Source organism: Microbacterium daqui (genome assembly GCF_050408675.1).
Lineage (GTDB): Bacteria > Actinomycetota > Actinomycetes > Actinomycetales > Microbacteriaceae > Microbacterium.
The window spans coordinates 99,619-119,298 of sequence record NZ_JBNTKF010000003.1 but is presented as its reverse complement, the minus strand read 5'-3'; the positions used below and the strand labels follow the sequence as shown (position 1 = coordinate 119,298).

Sequence of the window (19,680 nt, the reverse complement as noted above, 5' to 3'; positions counted from 1 at the left end):
CTCACCCTCGCCGCCTGACGCGAGACAATAGACGTGTGACTGAATTGGCGAGTGTGGTGCGGCTTCTCTCTGAGGGCGCGCCACTCGATGACGCCACGATCCGCGCCGCACTGCAGGCTGACCCCGAAGCGGCCGACGAGTTCATTGAGCTCACCCGCCGCGTCACCGGCCTCCGCGCCCGCGGCGCCGAACTTCGCGCGCTCACCTCGTCGATGCGTGATCTACTTTCGACGGCCGACGCCGAGCTTCTGCTCCAGCGCATCGTCGACCGCGCGCACGACCTCATTGAGGTCGACGTCGCGTACCTGAGCGTGTATTCGCCCGAGCACGATGAGCTCTACGTGCGTGCGGTGACCGGAACCACGTCGCCGCGATTCTTGGAGATGGTCGTGCCAGCAGGGGTGGGTGTGGCGAGCCTCGCCGTACGCACCCAGCACCCGCAGTGGGTCGAAGACTATCTCGAACTGGAGTCGGTGCCACACGATGACGTCATCGACGAAATCGTGCGGGAGGAGCAACTCCGCTCGCTGCTTGGCGCTCCCCTCGTGGTCAACGGAACCGTGCTCGGCGTGCTGTTTGCCGCCAGCCGCGAGCCCCACGTGTTCCGTCCTGAAGAGATCTCACTTCTCGCCGCCTTCGCAAGCCAAGCGGCCCTCGTGCTGCACCAAGCTCAACTCTTGAAGGAGGCGACCGATGCCACTGCGACCGCCGCCGAGCGTCAGCAGCAGGTCGAATGGGCGGCTTCCGTGCACGTCGAGCTCACGCGCCTGGTCGCCTACGGCCACGGCGCCGATGAGGTCGTTGGCGTGCTCGCAGATGCGCTCGGCCGAGCCGTCACGTTTGTCGACGAGCAGGGAGCTGTGATTTCGGGCGGCCCCACGGTTCCCAACCTCGACCCTGAAATTCGCGCGGCGATCGCGCTCGGTGCTGAGTCGGGCCGTAGCGCGATCATCGCCCACGGCGATTACGAACTCGTCGCTCCCGTCATTGCGGCACCAGCTCGACCCGGTGCACTCCTCGTGGCCCGCAGCGATGTGCCCGTCACTGAAATGGAGCGTCGCACGATCGAGCGCTCCGCCATCGCCGCCGCGCTCACGCTGTTGCGCCGAAACGCCATGCTCGAAGCCGAAGACCGCGTGCGCGGCGAGCTCGCGGTCGAACTCATCGAATCGCGCACCACGCGCCCTGGCGCTGTGCGTCGCGCCGCCGCCCGTGGCTTCGCTGTCGACGCCCCCTGGGTCGTCGCGGCAATTCCGTGTCGCGGAGACGAGCGCCGCCGTATCCTCGGCCGCCTGCACCACCGCTCAGATTGGCTCGCCGCGCCCGCGCCCGGCGGCGTAACGGCCCTCGTCAGCGCGGGCAGCCGAAGCCCCGATGCTGTCGCCGATCAGCTCCGCGCCGAGGGTGGTTTCGACGTCGGCCTCATCGTCGCGACTGACGCCAACGACCTGGAGAGCGCCGCCGCTGCAGCCCGCTCGCTGTGGAAGGCAGCACAGCTCGCGCAGGGGCTGGGGATCGTAAGCGGAACCATGGATGCGGCACTGCTGGCACCATACGCTTTGCTGTTTGACGGCGATGCCACCCGCCTCGCCGCATTCGTGGAGCAGACGCTCCAACCCGTGCTCGATTGGGACATACGGCGTGACGCCGCGCTGTTTGACACCCTGGCCACGCTGTTTGACGAACGCTGGTCACTCACTGCTGTCGCGCGAAGCCAACATACCCACCTCAACACGATTAAACAGCGGGTCGCGCGCCTGAAAACTCTCCTTGGCGACGATCTCGACGCGCCAGAGGCGAGGTTCCGCCTCGAACTCGCTGTGCGGATAGAACGCGCCCGGCGCGCCATTAATCAGCCATAACAAAGCGTGAAATAGTGTCCATTCTGGACGTATGCCTGAGTGCCTCCTGGTGGTGAGATTGGCAACTGTGGCGATGCTGGCCACAGAAAAGGAAGTTTCTCGTGGCTCAGTCATCCCGTCTCAGTGGTCTTCGCAATCTCTCCGTTGTCGAGCGTCGTAACGCCGTCATCGAGGCCGTCGGTCTCGACGCCGACGCGCTTGCACCCCTCGCTGGCGAGGGTCTCTCGTTTGAGCAGGCGGACCGCATGATCGAAAACGTCATCGGCAAGATCGAGATCCCCGTGGGCATCGCGACGAACATCACGATCAACGGCAAAGACGTGCTGGTACCGATGGCTACCGAAGAGCCATCGGTCGTCGCCGCAGCCTCCAACATCGCCCGCATGTCACGTCGTTTCGGTGGCATTGTCACGACGTCGACGGAACCATTGATGCAGGCGCAGGTGCAGCTGCTGGATGTTGCTGACCCCGCTGGTGCGTCTGCTCGCATCATGGAGAACAAGGACGAAATCCTCGCTCTCGCCAACGAGCAAGACCCGCGCCTTGTGCAGGTCGGCGGCGGCGCCCGTGACCTGCTCGTGCGCCGCGTGCACGGCCTGCTCGACGAGCACCTCATCGTGCACCTCGTCGTAAACGTCGGCGACGCCATGGGTGCGAACGCTGTCAACACGATGGCCGAAGCGATCGCCCCGCGCCTCGCGGAGATCGCTGGCGGCCGCTCATTGCTGCGCATTCTCACGAACCTCGCTGACATGCGCATCACCCGTGCACGCCTCACGATCCACCCCGATGAGGTCGGTGGCCCGGAGATCATCGACAACATGATCGCCGGTGCCAACCTCGCCTTCGACGACCCGTACCGCGCCGCAACGCACAACAAGGGCATCATGAACGGCATCACCGCGGCCGTGCTCGCGACGGGTAACGACACGCGCGCCGTCGAAGCCGGTGCTCACGCATACGCTGCCCGCGATGGTCAGTACCGCGCCCTCTCGCGCTTCGAGAAGGACAAGGACGGCAACCTCACCGCCACGCTCGAACTGCCTATGGCTGTTGGACTCGTCGGTGGCGCAACGAAGTCGCACCCCGCCGCTCGCGCCGGTGTCGCGATCACTGAAGTCACCACCGCTCGCGAACTTGCTGAGGTCATCACCGCTGTCGGCCTGGCGCAGAACGTTGCCGCTGTGCGCGCTCTGGCCGCTGAAGGTATTCAGCGCGGTCACATGGGCCTGCACGCACGCAACGTTGCCGTTGCTGCCGGTGCCGAGGGCGCGGAAATCGACGCGGTTGCCGCAATTCTTGTTGAGCGCCGCGCCGTGCGCCAGGACGTCGCGGAGACGGTGCTCGCCGACCTCCGCTCGGGCAAATGAGTACCGTACGCGAACTGGGGCTGCCTGCGGTTCACCCGCAGCCAGCCGCCTCACCCACGACGATCAACGCTGGCGACACGGTGGAGATCTGGGAGGTCGCCGCTCGCGATGGCCTGCAGGCAGAGAAGACGCTGCTCAACGCCGACACCAAGGTTGAGCTGATCGAACGCCTCGCCGCGGCTGGCGCTTCGGTCATCGAAGCCGGAAGCTTCGTGCGAGCCGACCGCGTGCCGCAGATGGCAGATTCTGCCGAAGTCTTCCAGCGCACGAAGCACCTCGATGCTCGCCTGCCGGTGCTGGTTCCGAACCTGCGCGGTTACGAAATGGCGCGCGCAGCCGGTGCTGAAGACATTGCCGTGTTCCTCAGCGTCACCGAGTCGTTCTCGCAGCAAAACCTCGGCGCATCGCGTGAGGTCATGGAGAACGCCGCGGCCGCCGTGGTTGAGCGTGCTCTCGCCGATGGCGTGCGCGTGCGCGGATACCTGTCGATGGTGTTCGGCGACCCCTGGGAAGGCACCGTGGCTGTGAGCGACGTCGTGCGACTGGCGACGCTGATGCAGTCGTGGGGTATCACCGCGCTGTCGCTGGGCGACACGAACGGTGTCGGCACCCCCGGCCACGTGCGCACCGTCGTTCGCGCGCTCACCGGAGCCGAGGTTCCGCTATCAAATATTGCCCTGCACATGCATGACACGTATGGGCAGGCGCTGGCCAACGTCTACGCCGGACTGGAAGAGGGCGTGCGCACGTTCGACGCCGCTGCCGGCGGCGTGGGCGGTTGCCCGTTCGCCAAGTCGGCGACCGGCAACCTAGCCACCGATGACCTTGTCTGGATGCTCGAGGGGCTCGGTGTGCGCACCGGCATTGATCTCGACGCTCTGACTCAAACAAGTGCCTGGTTGTCCCGACACCTAGGCAAACCCCCGACATCTCGAGTCGCGACGGCGCTGACCCGCTAAGAGAGGACCTGAATTGGAAAACAAGAACCTGCTGGAGGTGTGGGGAGATACGGTCGACAGCCGTCATCTCTTTGCCTCCATCCTCCTCGGTGCGGGCATTGCCGTGCCGGTGTACCTGCTGGCGGAGTGGGGCTTCGGTGAACTCACCGGTGGCACCGCGGTCGGGCGCTCTTACGCGCTCGTGACCGGACTCGCGGCCTGCGTCGTGGCAGCGGTTGTCGCCGCGAACCTGTTCAAGCCGAAGCGTGTCGTGCTGCTCGACCAGCAGACGCCTGGTTCGCGCGAAGCCGCCATGGACGCCATCGAAGATGAGCTTGGCCCGCTGGGTGACCCCGACGAGCTGCCCGCCGCGACCCTGCAGGAAGTCAAGGAGCTTGGCCTCTACGACGATCTCAAGGCGCAGCACCTCAAGAACGAGGCTAAGGCGAAGGAGGTCAGCGCATGATGGAGATGATTTTCGAGCCCATGCTCTGGGCTCTCGGTATGGCTGCGGTCGGTACCGTGATCTTCGGTCTGCTCGGCCTGGTGTCGGGTACTGATGAAACCGCGACTATTGCGCCACTGACGCTCATGGTGATTCTGCTCGGCGTGCCGCCGGTTGGTGTGTTCGCCTTCTTCATGTCGGCGATTACCGCCAAGCACATCACGCACGCGATTCCCACGACCCTGCTCGGTATTCCGGGCGACACGTTGGCCGCGCCGCTGTTGCGTGACGCACAGATGCTGCGCGAGCTCGGCGTTCCGCACATCGCGCTGCGCAAGGCCATCTCGGGTGGTGTGCTCGCTGCAATCATCGCTGTGCCGATGGCCGTGCTGTTCGCGATGATTCTGACGCCGTTCTCCGACGTCATTAGCGCGATCGCTCCGTGGCTGTTCCTCGCGGCAGCAATTCTCATTGCTGTGCTGTCGAAGGGTCGCTGGGCGGCTCTCATCGCCCTCATCCCGTTCGTGCTGATCGTTGTCGGTCTGCAGGGCTGGGCGACGGGCGTGCTGGGCAAGGGCCTGTCGATCTCGTTCTTCCTCGGTATTGCGATCGGCCCGCTGATCGCAGACCTCGTGCTCGCATCGTCGCCCGGTGGCCGCAAGCTGCTGAAGCGCGACAAGCCGCGTGAGTTCGAGCTCGCCGGTGACGTACGCACGTGGAAGGGCCGCATGCCCAACCCGCTCAAGGTTCTCGACCGCGGACAGATCGGTGGCACCGCTGGTGCAGCCGTGATCTCGAGCGCAACGTTCGTGTTCTCGCCCGTCGCCATGACGGTGCTCATGGGTGAGACCTTCGGCGGTCGCGTTAAGAACGGCTACCGCCGCCTGACGACGATGATGGCCGTGAAGAACGGAACCACGGAGTCGACCTACATTGCTGAGACGCTGATTCCGCTGATTGCGATTGGTCTGCCGCTGTCGCCGATGGCTGCTGGCCCCGCAAACCCGCTGTTCAACGCGCCGCCGGTCTTCACGATCGACGCCGAAACGGGTGCGACCAACAACCTGCACGACATGCTGAACCCGTGGCAGTTCCTGATCTTCGGCCTCATCGCCGTGCTGATCGCCGTACTCATCACGTACCCGTTCGCCATGACCCAGGCGCACCGCGCCGCGAAGTGGATCATGACGAAGGTTTCGCACGAAGCGATCATCGGCGCATTCGCCGGTCTGATCGCGGTCATCTGCCTCTACGAAGGCGGCATCATCGCACTGCTCGTCGCCCTGACGATCGGTCTGGTGGGAGGCCTCTTGAACAAGCTGTTCCAGATGCACACCGGCGTTCAGTTCATGGGTTACTACGTCGCGGCACTTTCCGTGCCCGCGATCGCAGCCCTGTTCGCGTAACACGTTTGCACCGCGGTGCCGCACCCCCCGAAGGGTGCGGCACCGCTTTTTTATGCGTGGTTCCGTTCGGCGTGTGCGGGCCGGTTCGAATTACCAAATGTCGAACAGATGGATCGCGCGGGCGCGTTGGGAGCGATCTCACCGGCGTATCCGTCGAAAGTGTTCGACATTTGATCACATCGAGTGTCGGTCTGATGCGCCGTTCGCTCCGCGATCGAGCTAACCGGTTGGCCCGGACGTAATCTCCCCGGCGACCTTCTTCTCGAGCACGGTGATCGCCTCGTCTGAGATCACGATGAGTCCGTCGAGCTCTTCGCGCACGCGGCGGTAGGCGACCTGACGCTCGGCCTGTGTCGCGCCCTGGTCTTCGGCAACCCGCAACAGCTGCAGCGCACGGTCGAGCCGCTTGCGCTCATCGTCGCTAAACGACCTGTTGGTCTGGCGCTTTGCGTCGCGTTCGGCAACGTCGAACGCCGAACCGAAGTCGATCACGGCCTCGCGATACGCCCGCACGGCGTCGGCATCAACCTTCGCGTCAACCGACTCGGGGCGCAGCGAATCTGCCCGGCGCTTCGCGCGCAAGAACGCGGCGGTGAGCTCGTTGCGGCCGTCACTCATCGCCGGATACGCGATCAGCTTCGCTACATCGAGTTCGTAGTCGAGCCACCGCTTCACGATTGCGTCGTGCTCGGCGGTGAGTCGGGTGAGCTCCTGCTTGCGGTTGGTAGGGGTGGCGACGGCTGCCGCGTCGGGGGAGACAGCGCCGAGCGGAACCGGGTGCTGGTACTCGGGGATAGGCAGGCCCTGCTTCTCCGCACGTTGCGTCGCACGGGCCTGAATCTCGGCTGCCTTGAGGTCGCGCTTCGCGGCCAACACCTCAAGGCGACGCTGGTGGCGGTTCTTCGATGCCTGGCGAATGTTGTTCGCAATGGCACCACCGACACCCATCAGCGGAAAGATCAACCACCAATAGTTGCCGGCAAAGTTCCAAAACTCGTCCACGCGATAACCCTACGACCCCACCCACCCAATGGGCGAGGGCGACGCCACGAAACGACCCCGAACCGTCCTGAGAGCCATACTTTGTCGCGAGGGCCGCACCGCACCACATCGCACCGCACCCCTGGTTCCGCTCTCCAGAAACGCCAGAGGCGCCCGGGTCGAAACCCGAGCGCCTCTGAATGCAATCAGTTGGTGAAGAGTGCGAAGACGGTCGCGCCGCCGCCGCCAATCACCATGGCGATGATGACCACCCACGCCACGAGACGGGTGCGGCCGAGGCGCGATTCGCGCATGGCCTCCAGGTCGTCGTCTGCCGCAGCCATTAGATGCCCGAGGGGATCACGGGGCCGAACGCTGCGGGCAGCGTTGCACGTGAAACTTCGCGGAGCTCGTCAACCGTGACGGTGAAGACATCCTGCACTTCGAGCGCAGCGTTTTCCGAAGCGATGTCGGTGACGCCGATGCGGAGCACGGGGTAGCCGCGTCCGTCGCACAGGCCACGGAACTTCACGTCTTCTTCACGCGGAACCGAGACGATGACGCGACCGGTCGACTCGGAGAACAGGGCCGAAGCGGCATCAACGCCGTCGCGCTCCATGATCTCGGTCAGCCAGACGCGAGCACCAACGCCGAAGCGGGTCGTGGTGTCGACGAGTGCCTGCGCCAGGCCGCCTTCGCTGAGGTCGTGCGCAGCCGAGATGAGGCCCTGGTCAGCACCCGCGCGCAGCAGGCCCGCGAGGGTCTTTTCTGCGGCGAGGTCAACGGCCGGCGGGCGTCCGCCGAGGTGGTCGTGGATGACGCCAGCCCACTGCGAACCCGAGAGTTCGGTCGAGGTGACACCCAGCAGGTAGAGGTTCTCGCCAGCGTCCTGCCAACCCGACGGAATGCGACGAGCAACGTCGTCGATGATGCCGAGCACGCCGACAACGGGCGTCGGGTGGATCGGAACATCGCCGGTCTGGTTGTAGAACGACACGTTTCCGCCGGTGACGGGAATGCCGAGCTCGACGCAACCGTCAGCGAGGCCTTCAACGGCACGCGAGAACTGCCACATGACCTCGGGGTTCTCCGGCGAACCGAAGTTGAGGCAGTCGGTGACAGCGGTCGGAACGGCGCCGGTGACGGCAACGTTGCGGTACGCCTCCGCGAGAGCGAGCTTCGCGCCCTCGTACGGGTCGAGGTAGCAGTAACGGCCGTTCGCGTCGGTCGCGATAGAGAAGCCCAGACCCGACTCCTCGTCAACGCGGATCATGCCAGCGTCGTCGGGGAAGGAGAGTGCGGTGTTGCCACCGACGTAGTAGTCGTACTGGTTCGTGATCCAGCTGACGTCAGCCAGGTTCGGCGACGCGGTGAGCCTGAGGAACTGCTCCTTCAGCACGGCCGGGTCGTTCGAACGCTCGAGAGCGGCAGCCGAGTCGGTCTGCACGGCGTCGATCCACGTCGGGTACGCAACGGGGCGGTCGTAAACCGGGCCGTCAACGGCAACGGTCGACGGGTCAACGTTGACGATCTCTTCGCCGTGCCAGAAGATCTGCAGGCGGCCGTCGCCGGTAACCTCACCGAGAACGCTGGTCTCAACGTCCCACTTCTTGACGACCTCGAGGAAAGCGTCGAGCTTCTCGGGCGCAACGATCGCCATCATGCGCTCCTGCGACTCCGACATCAGAATCTCTTCCGGCGTCAGGGTCGGGTCGCGCAGCAGCACGTTTTCGAGGTCAACGCGCATACCGGAACCACCGTTTGCGGCGAGCTCGCTGGTTGCGCAGGAGATACCGGCAGCGCCAAGGTCTTGGATAGCTTCGACGAGCTCGGCCTTGTAAAGCTCGAGGCAGCACTCGATGAGCACCTTCTCGGCAAACGGATCGCCAACCTGGACCGCGGGGCGCTTCGTGGGGCCGCCCTCGTCGAACGAGTCCGACGCGAGGATCGAGGCGCCACCAATGCCGTCGCCACCGGTGCGCGCACCGAACAGTACGACCTTGTTGCCGGCACCCGAAGCATTAGCGAGCTTGAGGTCTTCGTGACGCAGCACGCCAACGGCGAGCGCGTTCACGAGGGGGTTCTGCTGGTAGACCGAGTCGAAGACCGTCTCGCCACCGATGTTCGGCAGGCCGAGGCAGTTTCCGTAGAACGAGATACCCGAAACAACACCGTGCACAACGCGGGCGGTGTCGGGGTGGTCGATGGCGCCGAAACGCAGCTGGTCCATGACGGCGACGGGGCGAGCACCCATCGAGATGATGTCGCGGACGATACCGCCAACACCGGTCGCAGCGCCCTGGAAAGGCTCAATGTACGAGGGGTGGTTGTGCGACTCGACCTTGAAGGTCACCGCCCAACCCTCACCGATGTCAACAACACCGGCGTTCTGCCCCATGCCGACCATGAGACGTTCCTTCATCTCCGGCGTGACCTTCTCGCCGAACTTGCGAAGGTAGTTCTTCGACGACTTGTAGGAGCAGTGCTCCGACCACATCACGGAATACATGGCCAGCTCGCCCGACGTGGGGCGGCGACCAAGGATCTCCTTGATCTGGTCATACTCATCGCCCTTGAGGCCGAGCGCCGCGTACGGCTGCTCCCTCTCAGGAGTTGCGATGGCGTTTTCGACAGTGTCGGCGACGGGGCGAACGGGGTTCTCAGCTGCGGCAGTCACGCGTGCTCCAGAGTCAAGGCGGCGGGAGTCCTCTCAGTCTATCTGTGCATTGGGATTCCCGAGACCCCGTGACTTTTGCTCGAAGGGCGGAACCAACCATCCGCCCGTTGAACGAGCGGAGCGAGACAAAACGCAGCGAGCCGACCTCGGAACTTCGATTCGTTCCGGCTCGGTCGCTGCGCCATGGTTCCGCATCGTGTCTATTCGGCAGGATCGACGAAGGGGCCGCGGCTCTGTTTCAAACGCACCACAATATTGGGATCGAGAGGCGTCAAATGCAGGGCATAGGTCGTGATGACTCGATCCACGTCTTCGGTGCCGCCGTCAGGGTGAAACTCGATCGAACGCACCTGGAGGCGCTCGACAAACTCTTCATCGGTACCCTCCCAGCGCTCGTTGATGTCATCGCGGTACCCGTCTTGAACGATCCATGGTTGTGACGTCTCGTCGGTGATCTCAGTGGCGATTGCCTGTCGAGACATCTCATCGATCGAGGCGAAGACCTCGAGCGCGCTATCGATCAGTTCGATGTAGCGGTCGGTGAAGGTATCAGGGTGGTGCAGAAAGATGGTGACGGGCAGCTCGCGCGACTCATAGTCCATGAGGGTTTCGAACACTGCGCCGTTGACGAGTTGCGTGAACGTCACCTCGCCGAGGAATCGGCTCGTGGCCATTGTTGGGACCTTTCTTTCCGGTGGGGCGCCCATTTGCGACGGGGCGCCCCACCGACGACTAGTTGTTTCCGGTGAGCGCTTCGTCGGCGATAAGAGCGTTGACCGTCGTTGTTGCGGCGGCGTCCGATGAGAAGAAGTCTTCAACGACGGCGTCGAACAGGTCTTGTCCGCGCGCGTACTCCTTCGCCGTGGCGTTGAGGTCATTGATGACGGCGTTGTGCACATCGACCGCGGAAACCATGGGCCCGGTCGCGCCCATACCGATGGACTCATGTCGTTGAACGGCATAGGTTGACGGAACCATGCTGAGGGTACTTTTTGCGGCCGCCAGTGCATCGGCAATGGTGCCCATGTTGCGCGACACGTGATTGGTGTCGTTCCGATCCATCGTCATGATTCCGTCTGCGCCGGGAAAAAGCCCCAACGAGAGTTTGTCCAGATTGAAGCTCGTCGGCTCTTGAGCAAACGCGTTCTGTGCCTTAACGAGCATTGTGTACATCTGGTACTCAACGTCGTAGATCGACTGGTTGAGCTTGCCGAGAGCGTCGAAGAACGAACCCCAAATCTCTTGGTAGCTGGAGCCGCTGACGGTTGCGCTTGCCGAAACGGCGGCGACTGCGGTCGTTGCGGCCGCGGCGGTACCCGCCAGCGCTGCCACTGCAGGCGCCGCGGCACCAGCGGTCACAATGCTGGCAAAAACGCCGACTACGGCGCCAACGAATGTGAGAGCAACGGTGGAGACGGCACTGAGCCATGCGTCTCGCTCTCGATCTGCGGCAAGTGCGAACGCGCTTTGGGCGTTGGCCATGATCTCCGCGACATCTCGACGAACGGGCTTCCACATGGCCGACTGGGCAGTGTAGACGGTCTGGAGAACGCCGCAAGCGGCTCCTGTGCCACCGATCACATTGGCGAAACCTTCATCGTATTTAGCCAGGAACGGGGAGGTGAATGCGCCCGAAATCTTGTTGAGCGTGACTTCTTTGACGGTGTCTTTCGAGTTCAGGATGGGGCTCGGCAAGACCGTTGTTCCCGCGGCCGAGGTTCCGAATGCGGCGGCAGCGCCGGCGCTTGCATCCCTCGCGCTGTCGCAGCTCGACCCATCGGGGAGACCTTCCCAAGGCCGGAAGGCGTCGTCGACAGCAGAGCGAACGGTGTCGAAATCGCCCGCGATCGACGGGTGATTGGCCTCGACCCAACCCAGGAACGTTCCTCCGCCCTCGCCGGAGGATGGGTCTGGTCGCTGATAAGAGTTTGCGGCGACTACGCCCCAAAGCGCATAGCAGTCGTCGTAGAGAAAATGCACGGGATAGTCAGTATCAGACATCCAGCAGTCGATGGCTGACAGGTACATCTTCTTTTTGATGTCTGGTAGCTCGTCATATGAAACCATTGTTTTCCCCCTTGATGAGTCCCGGCACTGCGATGCCGATTTTACTTTACGAGGCGTGCGCGCGTTGGTGCGAGTTCGTGTGGAAACTCTCATGCACAGCTCACGGGTTGCCCCGTAGGCTCTGTGGAGAGCTTGAACCACGGGGGACACGATGAAGAAATTGATTCTCGCGCTTGGCCTTTTGGGGGCTGGGGCGCTGGCCGTTCTCTTGTGGATTTTCGTGCTCGCACCGGGGGAGCAAACCCCGCCGAGTCAGACAGTTGTGTTTGAGGCCGTGGCGACGACACAAGATCCGTTCGCGGTTCGCTACATCGTCGGGGCGGACGATGTGACGCAAACGGCAACCTCGCAGTTTGTTGCCGATGTCAGCACGAGTGAAAATCACGCCCAGTTCATTGTGAGCCTCGAGCCATCAACCCAAGGCGACCGCACGGTCACCTGTCGCGTATCGATTGGCAACGACGTCATTGTGGAGCAGACCAGCGAAACCGGGTTTGTTGACTGCACGACCGATCTGCCGCGAGCCAACGACGGTAACTAGCCGCACGCACTCCCACGCTGCGGGTCGGCCGGGCGAACCCACCCATCCGCGCATTGAACGAGCGGGGCGAGACGAAACGCAGTGAGCCGATCTCGGAAACTCTGCCGCACTCAGCCCCGCAAAAACGCGATGCCCGCCTCGCGGAAGGCCCGCGAACCCGGTGCGTTGATGTGGTGCCGGGCCGGAATCTCGAAGAACTCACTGTTCGGAACCGATGATTGCAGCAACCGTGAGTCTTCGAGAATCGCATCGTCGCTGCCGGTCGCGATGAGCGTCGGCTGGCTCGGCGGGTTGTTGACCGGTGGCACGTCGTCGGCGAGATTCATGCCCTCAGCGAGGGCCAAGAGCGCATCAAGATCGTTGCCCGGCAGACGCGACGCGAGCGAAACGTACCTCGCCGTCGTCTTGTCTTGCACCGTGGTTCCGTCGTCCAAAAACGCGCGTGCTTCGTCAACCTTGAGGCGGCGCAGCGGCTTGCCATCGGGGATTCCGCCGAGCACGCCGCGGCTGATGTGTTCGGGGTGGTCGGCCATGACCTGCCAGCCGACGCGGCCGCCGAGCGAATAGCCGAGATAGAAGGCGTCGGTGACGAGGTACGTGTCGAGCACGGCGATGACGTCATCGGTGAGCATGCGCATGCTGTACTGGTGCGCGTCGTGGGGTTTGTCGCTCGCGCCATGGCCGCGCTGGTCCATGCCGATCACGCGGAATCCGGCCTCTAACAGCTCTCGCACCCAGCCCGTATTGACCCAGTTGTCGCGCGTGCTCGACGCGAAGCCGTGCACGGCAATTACCGTAGGGTCAGCGTCGTCTCCCCACGAGTACGTCGCAATGCGGTGCCCCTCGGCTGACATCACAAACTGCGGGTCTGGCATTTCGGTGAGCTCACGAAGGTCCATGCTTACAGTCTGCCCCCGCTAAGCAGGAGTGGGCGGAACCATGGAGCTGGGTGGCAGGGGTGCCGACATGATCATTCAGACTCTTCGCTACTAACGTGGTGCGGAACGCCGACGGGTTTGGACTCGCTCGAGCCGCGTTGACGCAGATATATCGAGAACGCGATCATGGCGCCGACGGCGAGAAATTCGGACTGCCAGTTTTGTAGCGTTCGGTTCCAGAAATCGGGTGCCGCAATGTAATCCAGCCATGATTGTGACGCTTCGCCATGCATCGCGTTCTCTTCGTTGGCCACGACGAGCCCGGCGAGCGACTGCGCAAACCACGACAGCACAAAGATCGCGCCCATCACCAACAGAAGTGAATTCGAGTACAGCCAGCGGCGCCAACCGAGCACGCGCGCCCAACGCGGTGAGTTGGGTCGTGCGTGCTCACCGACAAGCTGTTCTTCGTCTGTTCCGACACCCTCGTCGCCCGGCTTTTTAGACTCGGGCGAGCCGCGCTGAACGAGCCACACCGTCGCGAGTATGAAGACGAAGAACTGCATGAATTCTGACTGCCAGTTTTCGGCCACATCGACCATGAAGTCGGACGAGCGGACGAACTGCCACCAGGTCACGGCGGGTTCACCATGGATGCTGTTCTGCTCGTTGGTGTCGGCAAGACCCGCAATGCTTTGCCCCAGCAGGGTGAGCAAGAAGATCACGAAGAAGAAGATTGACAACGCATTGTCGCGTATCGCTCTCATGTCTATTGCCCGACTAGGGGCACAGCGATCATGATCGCAAGGCCGACAACAATGATGCCCATCCACGACCAAAACACCACGAGACGGCCAGGCGGTAGCTGTTGCGCCGCATCGTCGCGTGACGAGTCGCTTGCAGAAGAACCCATCATGACTCCCTCGAAAATGAAGACGTTATTCAGAAAGAGGCGGTGGCTCGGCGCACACGCGCCGAGCCACCGTTCGACGTTAGGCCGACATTTCTTTGAGCTTGTTCAACAGCTCTTCACTGGTGTGAACTTCTTGATCGAGGTTGTCTTGCAAAAGCTGAGCAGCCTCGGGGTGCAGGCTCTTCGTCGCCACGATCAACCCCTGATACATCGACATCTCGTAATGCTCATTGCCCAGAGCACACGAGAGGGTGACCTGATCGAGCAGACCTGACGCCGACTTCTCGATCAGCGACGCTGCTTGTTTGGAGATGCCCTTCGTGCTGGGAGACGGAGCCGTTGACTCCGGTAGCTCAAGAAGCTCGAACACCTTGCTGAGATTCGCAATTTGCTCCTTCGTCTCATCGGCATGGTGACGAAACAGCTTCTCCACCTCAGATGATTGGGCTGCTGACGCAAGTTCGCCGAGCGCAGCGAGTGAATCATCTTCCATGGTGCGCGCGGACCGAAGCTGGTAGCGGAGAAGATCTTCAGGCGTTTCCAGTTGCAGCTGGGACATGGCTTTTTAGCCTTTCTCTAAGCGGATTGGCCACGCATTCATCGCGCGAACACGCAACCAGGTGCCGCGAGCATAAGACGTCCCATCGCCTCGAGTAACGGGGGTTGACCGGAACCATGCGGCCGACTAATGGTGGAGAAGAGACGCCGAAAGGAGACCGATGAGTGACAGCGAAGCGCTTGCCGCCGAGGCGCAGTCCCGCGGCTTGCGGATCGGGGTGGTTGAGTCGTTAACCTCCGGCAAGCTTGCGCAAACAGTGGGCGCCGGAGAGAACGCTGGAGACTGGTTCGCAGGCGGTATCGTCGCGTACTTGCGAGATGTCAAAGAGCGCTTGCTCGGCGTCGATGAGGGCATTGATCTGTGCTCGGCCCGCTGCGCTGAACAGCTTGCTGTCGGTGCTGCCGAGGTTTTGCGCGCTGACGTGTGCGTCTCTACGACGGGAGTAGGCGGCCCCGACGCCGAAGATGGGCACGAACCCGGAACCGTTTTCATTGGCTGGTACGCCAACGGCAATGTCGGTAGCGCTGAGTTCCATTTCGATGGCGAACCCACCGCGGTGTTGCAACAGACTGTCGTGGCCGCGATGCGCGAATTGGCAGAACGCGCGGCTACGAACTGTGATGGCTGACTACAGAAGGAGCAACGATGTCTCGCAATGTCAGGGTGATGAAGGGTACGCCCGAAAATGTGTTTGCTGTACTGGCCGACGGGAGGGGGTGGAGCTTAAATCAGTCCGGTCTCCTGAGCCACGTGAATCGCGCGCGAACGGGTCTCGACGCCGAGCTTGGTGAAGATGTGCGCGAGGTGGCTCTTTACGGTCGCTTCGCTCACGAACAGCGTCTTCGCGATCTCCTTATTCGTGACGCCGGTCGCGAGCAGGCGCAGCACTTCGATCTCACGATCGGTGAGTTTCGGCATCGGCTGGCGCATGCTCCGCAGCACGCGCGACGCCAGATGCGGAGCCAACACCATGTCACCCGCCGCCGCCCGCACGATGCCATCGGCGATCGTTTCGGGCGCGACATCCTTCAACAGGTAGCCCGCGGCCCCCGCCTCAATCGCGCCCAGAATCTCGGCGTCACGGTCATACGTCGTCAGAATCAGCACGGCTGGCGCCGGGTCAAGCGCCCGTAGCGCCGACGTCGTTTCAACACCATCAATCCCCTCGCCGAGCCGCAGATCGCACAGCACCACGTCGGGCTTGAGGTGGGTCGCGAGCGCAATCGCCTCTTCGCCTGTCGCCGCCTCACCAATCACCTCAACGGCATCGCTGCTGAGCACGGCCCGCAGCCCGCTGCGCACAACGGGGTGGTCGTCGACGATCAGCACGGTTGTCACTTTTTGTTCTCCTCAGCGGGGGTGGTTCCGGAACCATGGTGCGAGTCGTCGGCGGATGGTTGCGTCGCCGACACATCAGCCGCATCCGCCGCCGGCAACCCAGCCGGTGGTGCCGCTGCCGCTTCGCGGGTAGCAGCCGCGGCGATCGGGATGTGCATCGACAGGGCGGTGCCTTCGCCGGTCGCGCTTTCGACGTCGAGGCCGCCGCCGAGTTCGCGCAGGCGGGCGCGCATGAAGCGGATTCCGTAGCTTGACGAGTGCGTGTCGACCGAGTTTTCCCAGGCGATGACGTCGAAGCCGTGACCGTCGTCGGTGATGTCGAGGCGTACGGTGTCGCCGGCGTCGATGAGGCTCATCACGACGCGCGTCGCTCGTGCGTGAAGGCGCACGTTCGCGAGTGCGGATTGGGCGGTACGCAGCAGTGCGACCTCAACGTCGGTGGGCAGGAGTGGAATGGTGTCATCGACGTGAAGCGCGACGGCGAGGCCGGTTTCGTCGTGCAGACGCGCGAGCATGCGGTTGAGGGCGGCGGTGAGGGCGCCATCTTCAAGCTCGTGCGGAGCGAGCGCGGCGACGATGCGGCGCACATCCGAGAGGCTGTCGCTCGCCAGCGATTCGACCTGGCCGAGGGTACGGATCGCGTCGGGGTCGGCGGTGTTATCGGCGCCGGCGTGAGTGAGGAGGCGAATGGAAGAGAGGGCCTGGGCGATGGTGTCGTGGATATCGCGGGAGATGCGCGTGCGCTCGGCGATCGCACCGGAGTGGCGCTGTGCGAGCGCGAGTTCGCCCTGCAGCGCGGCCATCTCTTCTTGCGCGCGCGTGAGGGAGGTGACGAGGCGTTCGCGTTCGGCGGCGTCACGAAGAAGCTTCAGATAACCGCGCGAAATACCAAACGCAAAGACGCCACCGATGAGCGGGCCGAACACGCTGGCGTAGCTCGTCGCGCCGTGCGGATGCAAGATCGGCGCGACGATCACGACCGCGAGCACGAACACCGAAAAGGCGAGGCCGGCGAGAAGGGGGAGGAGGTGTCCGGCGAGAATCCACAGCACGAACGACACCCACACGAACTCGGGTGAGACAGCGACCGCGGCGATCCACACGGCGGTGAATCCGATGAGCCACAGCGCGTAGTTTGTCGTCGTGCGTCGCTTCTTTGGCAGCAGGCTCGCGACGGTGTGGGCGGCGATGATGCCGAGTCCGGCGGCGATCGCGGCGGCGGGTGCGGTGTCTTGGCCGATCGCGCGCACGATGCCAATGCCGACCAACAGCAGCGTCATGACGTGCTGGCCGATCTCCATCGCACGCACCGTCGAGCCGCGACCGCCGGCCGAAGCCGAGGTCGCGCGCGCGAGGGGCGTGTCGATGAGGCTCATGCGCTCATTCTGCCTCGTTGCGAGCCGACGCGCGGGGTGTGCCGGTGTCGAGGGCGGCGAGCTCAGCGTCAAGGGCGTCGGCACTTGCGGTGTCGCTGTCAACGGCACCCGCCGGCTTCGACGGCCACCACATCCTGTCGCCGATGAGGCTGAACAGTGCCGGAACAATCACTGTGCGCACCAGAAGCGTATCGACGATGACGCCGACGCCCACGATGAGTCCGAGCTGGCCGAGCGTGACAAGGGGCAGCACGCCGAGCGCGGCGAACACGCCAGCCAGCACGATACCGGCGCTCGTGATGACGCTACCGGTGCGGGCAACGGCCTCAATCATGCCTGCACGCGTGCCGCGCAGACGCGTCTCGGCGCGCGCACGGTGCACGAGGAAGATCGTGTAGTCGATGCCGAGCGCGACCAAGAACAAGAACGCGAGAAGCGGAACCTGCAGGTCGAGAGCGTGCTGGTCAAAGAGCACGCGGCTGAGCCATGCGCCCGCACCAATCGCGGCCACGGCGCTGGCGACGTTAACGACGAGCAGCACGACCGGCGCCACGAACGAACGCAGCAGCAGGAGCAGCACGATGAAGCTGACCCCGAGAATCAGCGGAGCGACGAGCCACAGATCAGCCGAGTTGCCGTCGCGAGCATCAACGTCGGTCGCCACCGCGCCACCCACGAGAGCGTTCGCACCGTCAACCGCGTGCACCGCGGAGCGCAGCTCATCGATCTGAGCGAGGCTCTCCGGGCTGCTCGGGGCGAACGCGCTCGTCACCATGATCTTGCTGAGCGCACCGTCGTCGGTCGTCGCAATCGCGTGTGCACGCACGACGCCTTCAACACCCTCGACGGCGTCAACCACGGCATCAGCGTGATCGGCGTCGGCGATGACGTAAATCGGCTGGGCTTCACCAGGCGCGAAGTGCTCCGACAACACCTCGAGGCCCTGCGCCGACTCCGACTGCACCCGGAACTTCTCGACCTGATCCAGCCCGATCGTCGTGCCAAACAGGCCGGTCATCATGATGCCCAGCACCGCGACACCCGCGATGAGGCTCGGCACCGGCTTGCCGACAACAGCCGTCGCCACCTTGCGCCAGACGCCCGCCTTCTCAGCTTTCACCGTGGTTCCGGAACCATCTGCTGCGGTCTCCGAAGCCGGGCGGGGGATGAAGGGCCAAAAGATGCGGCGGCCGCAGACCGCAAGGAACGGTGGGAGTACGAGGAGTACGGCGGCGAGGGCGATGAGCAGGCCGATCGCCGACGAGACGCCGAGGCCGTGTGTGCCGGGGATGACCGCGAGCAGGAGGGTCAGCAGGGAGAGCACGACCGTGACGTTTGACGCGATGATCGCGGGTGCCGTCTTGCGCCATGCGGTGCTGAGGGCGGCGCGGTGGTCGGTGTTGAGGAGGAGCTCTTCGCGGTAGCGCGAGATGAGCAGGAGCGCGTAGTTGGTGCCGGCGCCGAAAACGAGAACGCTGATGATTCCGGAGTCGAACTGCAGGTCAAACGCCGAGCCAGCGGCGGCCGTGACGCGGCCCGCGAGGCCGTCGGCGAGGGCGACAACCGTGAGCGGAATCAGCCACAGCACGGGCGAGCGATACGTGATGATGAGCAGCACCGCGACGATCAGAATCGTCACAAGCAGCAGGGTGAAGTTGGCTCCGGCGAATGACGCGGCGATGTCGGCGCCGAACGCGGGGCCGCCGGTGACAAGCAGGCTGAGGCCATCGATGCTGTGGTCTGCGAGCGTTGCACGCAGCTCACCGACAACATCAGCGGTTTCGCTGTTGCTCGCGCCCGTCGTGATCGGCGTGAGGATGATCGCGGCTTCGCCGTCATCGCTGAGCAGCGGGCCGCTGGCGTCGGCGGGTGCACTCTCGTTGAGCACCGGCAGGAGGGCCTTGAGTGCATCGGTGTTGGCGTTGGAGAGCGCGGAACCATCGGTGCGGGTTGCGAGCACGATTACCGACTGCCGGTCAGCATTTGGGAACTTCGTCATGAGTTCGGCGGCCTGTGCCGACTCCGAGGTCGTGGGGGCTTGCGCGTTGCCGGCGGGAGCTTTGGCAGAACCAAAGGCGCCAAAGAGCAGCACCATCACGAGGAGACCGAGAACGAGGGAGATCCATGCACCCCGACGCGAAGTCAGGGCGTTCGCGAACCGGGGGCGAATGTCAGAGCGAGCCATGGTTCCAGCCCACCAAGAATTCGCGCGTCAATCATCGGGAATGCGGGCGAAACAAAGATCGTCCGAAAGGATGATGCCGGGCATGGATGCGCTCGCCGGCAGTGGTTTTCCACATCTGATCGGCCGTGAGGTTGTTAACAACCG

19 protein-coding genes are annotated in these 19,680 nt (G+C 63.8%); 7 read left to right on the top strand and 12 right to left on the bottom strand.

The features are described from left to right. Positions 1 to 35: 35 nt before the first annotated feature. The 5 genes from ACQUSY_RS03060 (at position 36) to ACQUSY_RS03040 (ending at position 6,021) form a co-directional block, all read left to right on the top strand. Positions 36 to 1,862, top strand: a complete 1,827-nt coding sequence (locus tag ACQUSY_RS03060; RefSeq protein ID WP_428903041.1) for a helix-turn-helix domain-containing protein — start codon at positions 36 to 38, stop codon at positions 1,860 to 1,862. A 101-nt stretch (positions 1,863 to 1,963) separates the two neighbouring features. Next, entirely contained in the window at positions 1,964 to 3,232 is a 1,269-nt protein-coding gene (locus tag ACQUSY_RS03055) for a hydroxymethylglutaryl-CoA reductase, degradative (RefSeq protein ID WP_428903040.1), read from the top strand. After that, complete coding sequence (locus ACQUSY_RS03050) at positions 3,229 to 4,191, top strand: hydroxymethylglutaryl-CoA lyase (RefSeq protein WP_428903039.1); 963 nt, start codon at positions 3,229 to 3,231, stop codon at positions 4,189 to 4,191. Before ACQUSY_RS03055 ends, ACQUSY_RS03050 begins: the two co-directional genes overlap by 4 nt. Before the next feature lie 13 nt (positions 4,192 to 4,204). Then, positions 4,205 to 4,636, top strand: coding sequence for a hypothetical protein (locus tag ACQUSY_RS03045; protein ID WP_217338789.1), 432 nt, complete (start codon positions 4,205 to 4,207; stop codon positions 4,634 to 4,636). Continuing rightward, positions 4,633 to 6,021, top strand: coding sequence for a tripartite tricarboxylate transporter permease (locus ACQUSY_RS03040; protein WP_254367772.1), 1,389 nt, complete (start codon positions 4,633 to 4,635; stop codon positions 6,019 to 6,021). The genes ACQUSY_RS03045 and ACQUSY_RS03040 overlap by 4 nt, the downstream gene beginning before the upstream one ends. Before the next feature lie 219 nt (positions 6,022 to 6,240). On the opposite strand, the gene ACQUSY_RS03035 is transcribed toward ACQUSY_RS03040, so the two are convergent. From ACQUSY_RS03035 to ACQUSY_RS03015, 5 genes are all read right to left on the bottom strand, one after another. Further along, complete coding sequence (locus ACQUSY_RS03035) at positions 6,241 to 7,023, bottom strand: hypothetical protein (RefSeq protein ID WP_217338781.1); 783 nt, start codon at positions 7,021 to 7,023, stop codon at positions 6,241 to 6,243. Between the two features lie 185 nt (positions 7,024 to 7,208). Beyond that, positions 7,209 to 7,346 carry a hypothetical protein gene (locus ACQUSY_RS03030; RefSeq protein WP_428903038.1) on the bottom strand — a complete coding sequence of 46 codons (138 nt, stop codon included), beginning with the start codon at positions 7,344 to 7,346 and terminating at the stop codon, positions 7,209 to 7,211. Next, positions 7,346 to 9,679, bottom strand: coding sequence for a phosphoribosylformylglycinamidine synthase subunit PurL (gene purL, locus ACQUSY_RS03025; protein WP_428903037.1), 2,334 nt, complete (start codon positions 9,677 to 9,679; stop codon positions 7,346 to 7,348). Before purL ends, ACQUSY_RS03030 begins: the two co-directional genes overlap by 1 nt. A gap of 200 nt (positions 9,680 to 9,879) precedes the next feature. Beyond that, the gene (locus ACQUSY_RS03020) at positions 9,880 to 10,353 is read right to left on the bottom strand and encodes a hypothetical protein (protein WP_428903036.1); all 474 of its coding nucleotides are present in this window, start codon (positions 10,351 to 10,353) and stop codon (positions 9,880 to 9,882) included. 58 nt (positions 10,354 to 10,411) lie between these two features. Then, a complete protein-coding gene (locus ACQUSY_RS03015; RefSeq protein WP_428903035.1) occupies positions 10,412 to 11,746 on the bottom strand; it encodes a hypothetical protein in 1,335 nt (444 codons plus the stop codon). A gap of 151 nt (positions 11,747 to 11,897) precedes the next feature. On the opposite strand from ACQUSY_RS03015, the gene ACQUSY_RS03010 reads away from it, so the two are divergent. Next, entirely contained in the window at positions 11,898 to 12,287 is a 390-nt protein-coding gene (locus ACQUSY_RS03010; protein WP_428903034.1) for a hypothetical protein, read from the top strand. Between the two features lie 110 nt (positions 12,288 to 12,397). Here the strand turns inward: ACQUSY_RS03010 and ACQUSY_RS03005 are convergent, their stop codons facing one another. The 4 genes from ACQUSY_RS03005 to ACQUSY_RS02990 all read right to left on the bottom strand — a co-directional run bounded on the left by ACQUSY_RS03005 (position 12,398) and on the right by ACQUSY_RS02990 (position 14,637). Next, positions 12,398 to 13,186 carry an alpha/beta fold hydrolase gene (locus tag ACQUSY_RS03005; RefSeq protein ID WP_428903033.1) on the bottom strand — a complete coding sequence of 263 codons (789 nt, stop codon included), beginning with the start codon at positions 13,184 to 13,186 and terminating at the stop codon, positions 12,398 to 12,400. A 71-nt stretch (positions 13,187 to 13,257) separates the two neighbouring features. Then, the gene (locus tag ACQUSY_RS03000; RefSeq protein ID WP_428903032.1) at positions 13,258 to 13,932 is read right to left on the bottom strand and encodes a DUF6766 family protein; all 675 of its coding nucleotides are present in this window, start codon (positions 13,930 to 13,932) and stop codon (positions 13,258 to 13,260) included. A 2-nt stretch (positions 13,933 to 13,934) separates the two neighbouring features. Next, on the bottom strand, positions 13,935 to 14,081 hold the full coding sequence (locus ACQUSY_RS02995) for a hypothetical protein (protein ID WP_428903031.1): 147 nt from the start codon (positions 14,079 to 14,081) through the stop codon (positions 13,935 to 13,937). Between the two features lie 76 nt (positions 14,082 to 14,157). Continuing rightward, positions 14,158 to 14,637: a YciE/YciF ferroxidase family protein gene (locus ACQUSY_RS02990; protein ID WP_428903030.1), complete on the bottom strand. Its 480-nt coding sequence runs from the start codon at positions 14,635 to 14,637 to the stop codon at positions 14,158 to 14,160. 160 nt (positions 14,638 to 14,797) lie between these two features. Between ACQUSY_RS02990 and ACQUSY_RS02985 the strand changes: the two genes are divergently transcribed. Next, a complete protein-coding gene (locus ACQUSY_RS02985; protein WP_428903029.1) occupies positions 14,798 to 15,265 on the top strand; it encodes a CinA family protein in 468 nt (155 codons plus the stop codon). 95 nt (positions 15,266 to 15,360) lie between these two features. Here the strand turns inward: ACQUSY_RS02985 and ACQUSY_RS02980 are convergent, their stop codons facing one another. From ACQUSY_RS02980 to ACQUSY_RS02970, 3 genes are read right to left on the bottom strand one after another with little or no spacing between them, the layout of a single operon-like run. Then, positions 15,361 to 15,975, bottom strand: a complete 615-nt coding sequence (locus ACQUSY_RS02980) for a response regulator (RefSeq protein WP_428903028.1) — start codon at positions 15,973 to 15,975, stop codon at positions 15,361 to 15,363. Next, positions 15,972 to 17,351: a sensor histidine kinase gene (locus ACQUSY_RS02975; RefSeq protein WP_428903027.1), complete on the bottom strand. Its 1,380-nt coding sequence runs from the start codon at positions 17,349 to 17,351 to the stop codon at positions 15,972 to 15,974. The genes ACQUSY_RS02980 and ACQUSY_RS02975 overlap by 4 nt, the downstream gene beginning before the upstream one ends. A gap of 4 nt (positions 17,352 to 17,355) precedes the next feature. Further along, positions 17,356 to 19,536: an MMPL family transporter gene (locus tag ACQUSY_RS02970; protein WP_428903026.1), complete on the bottom strand. Its 2,181-nt coding sequence runs from the start codon at positions 19,534 to 19,536 to the stop codon at positions 17,356 to 17,358. Between the last annotated feature and the right edge of the window lie 144 nt (positions 19,537 to 19,680).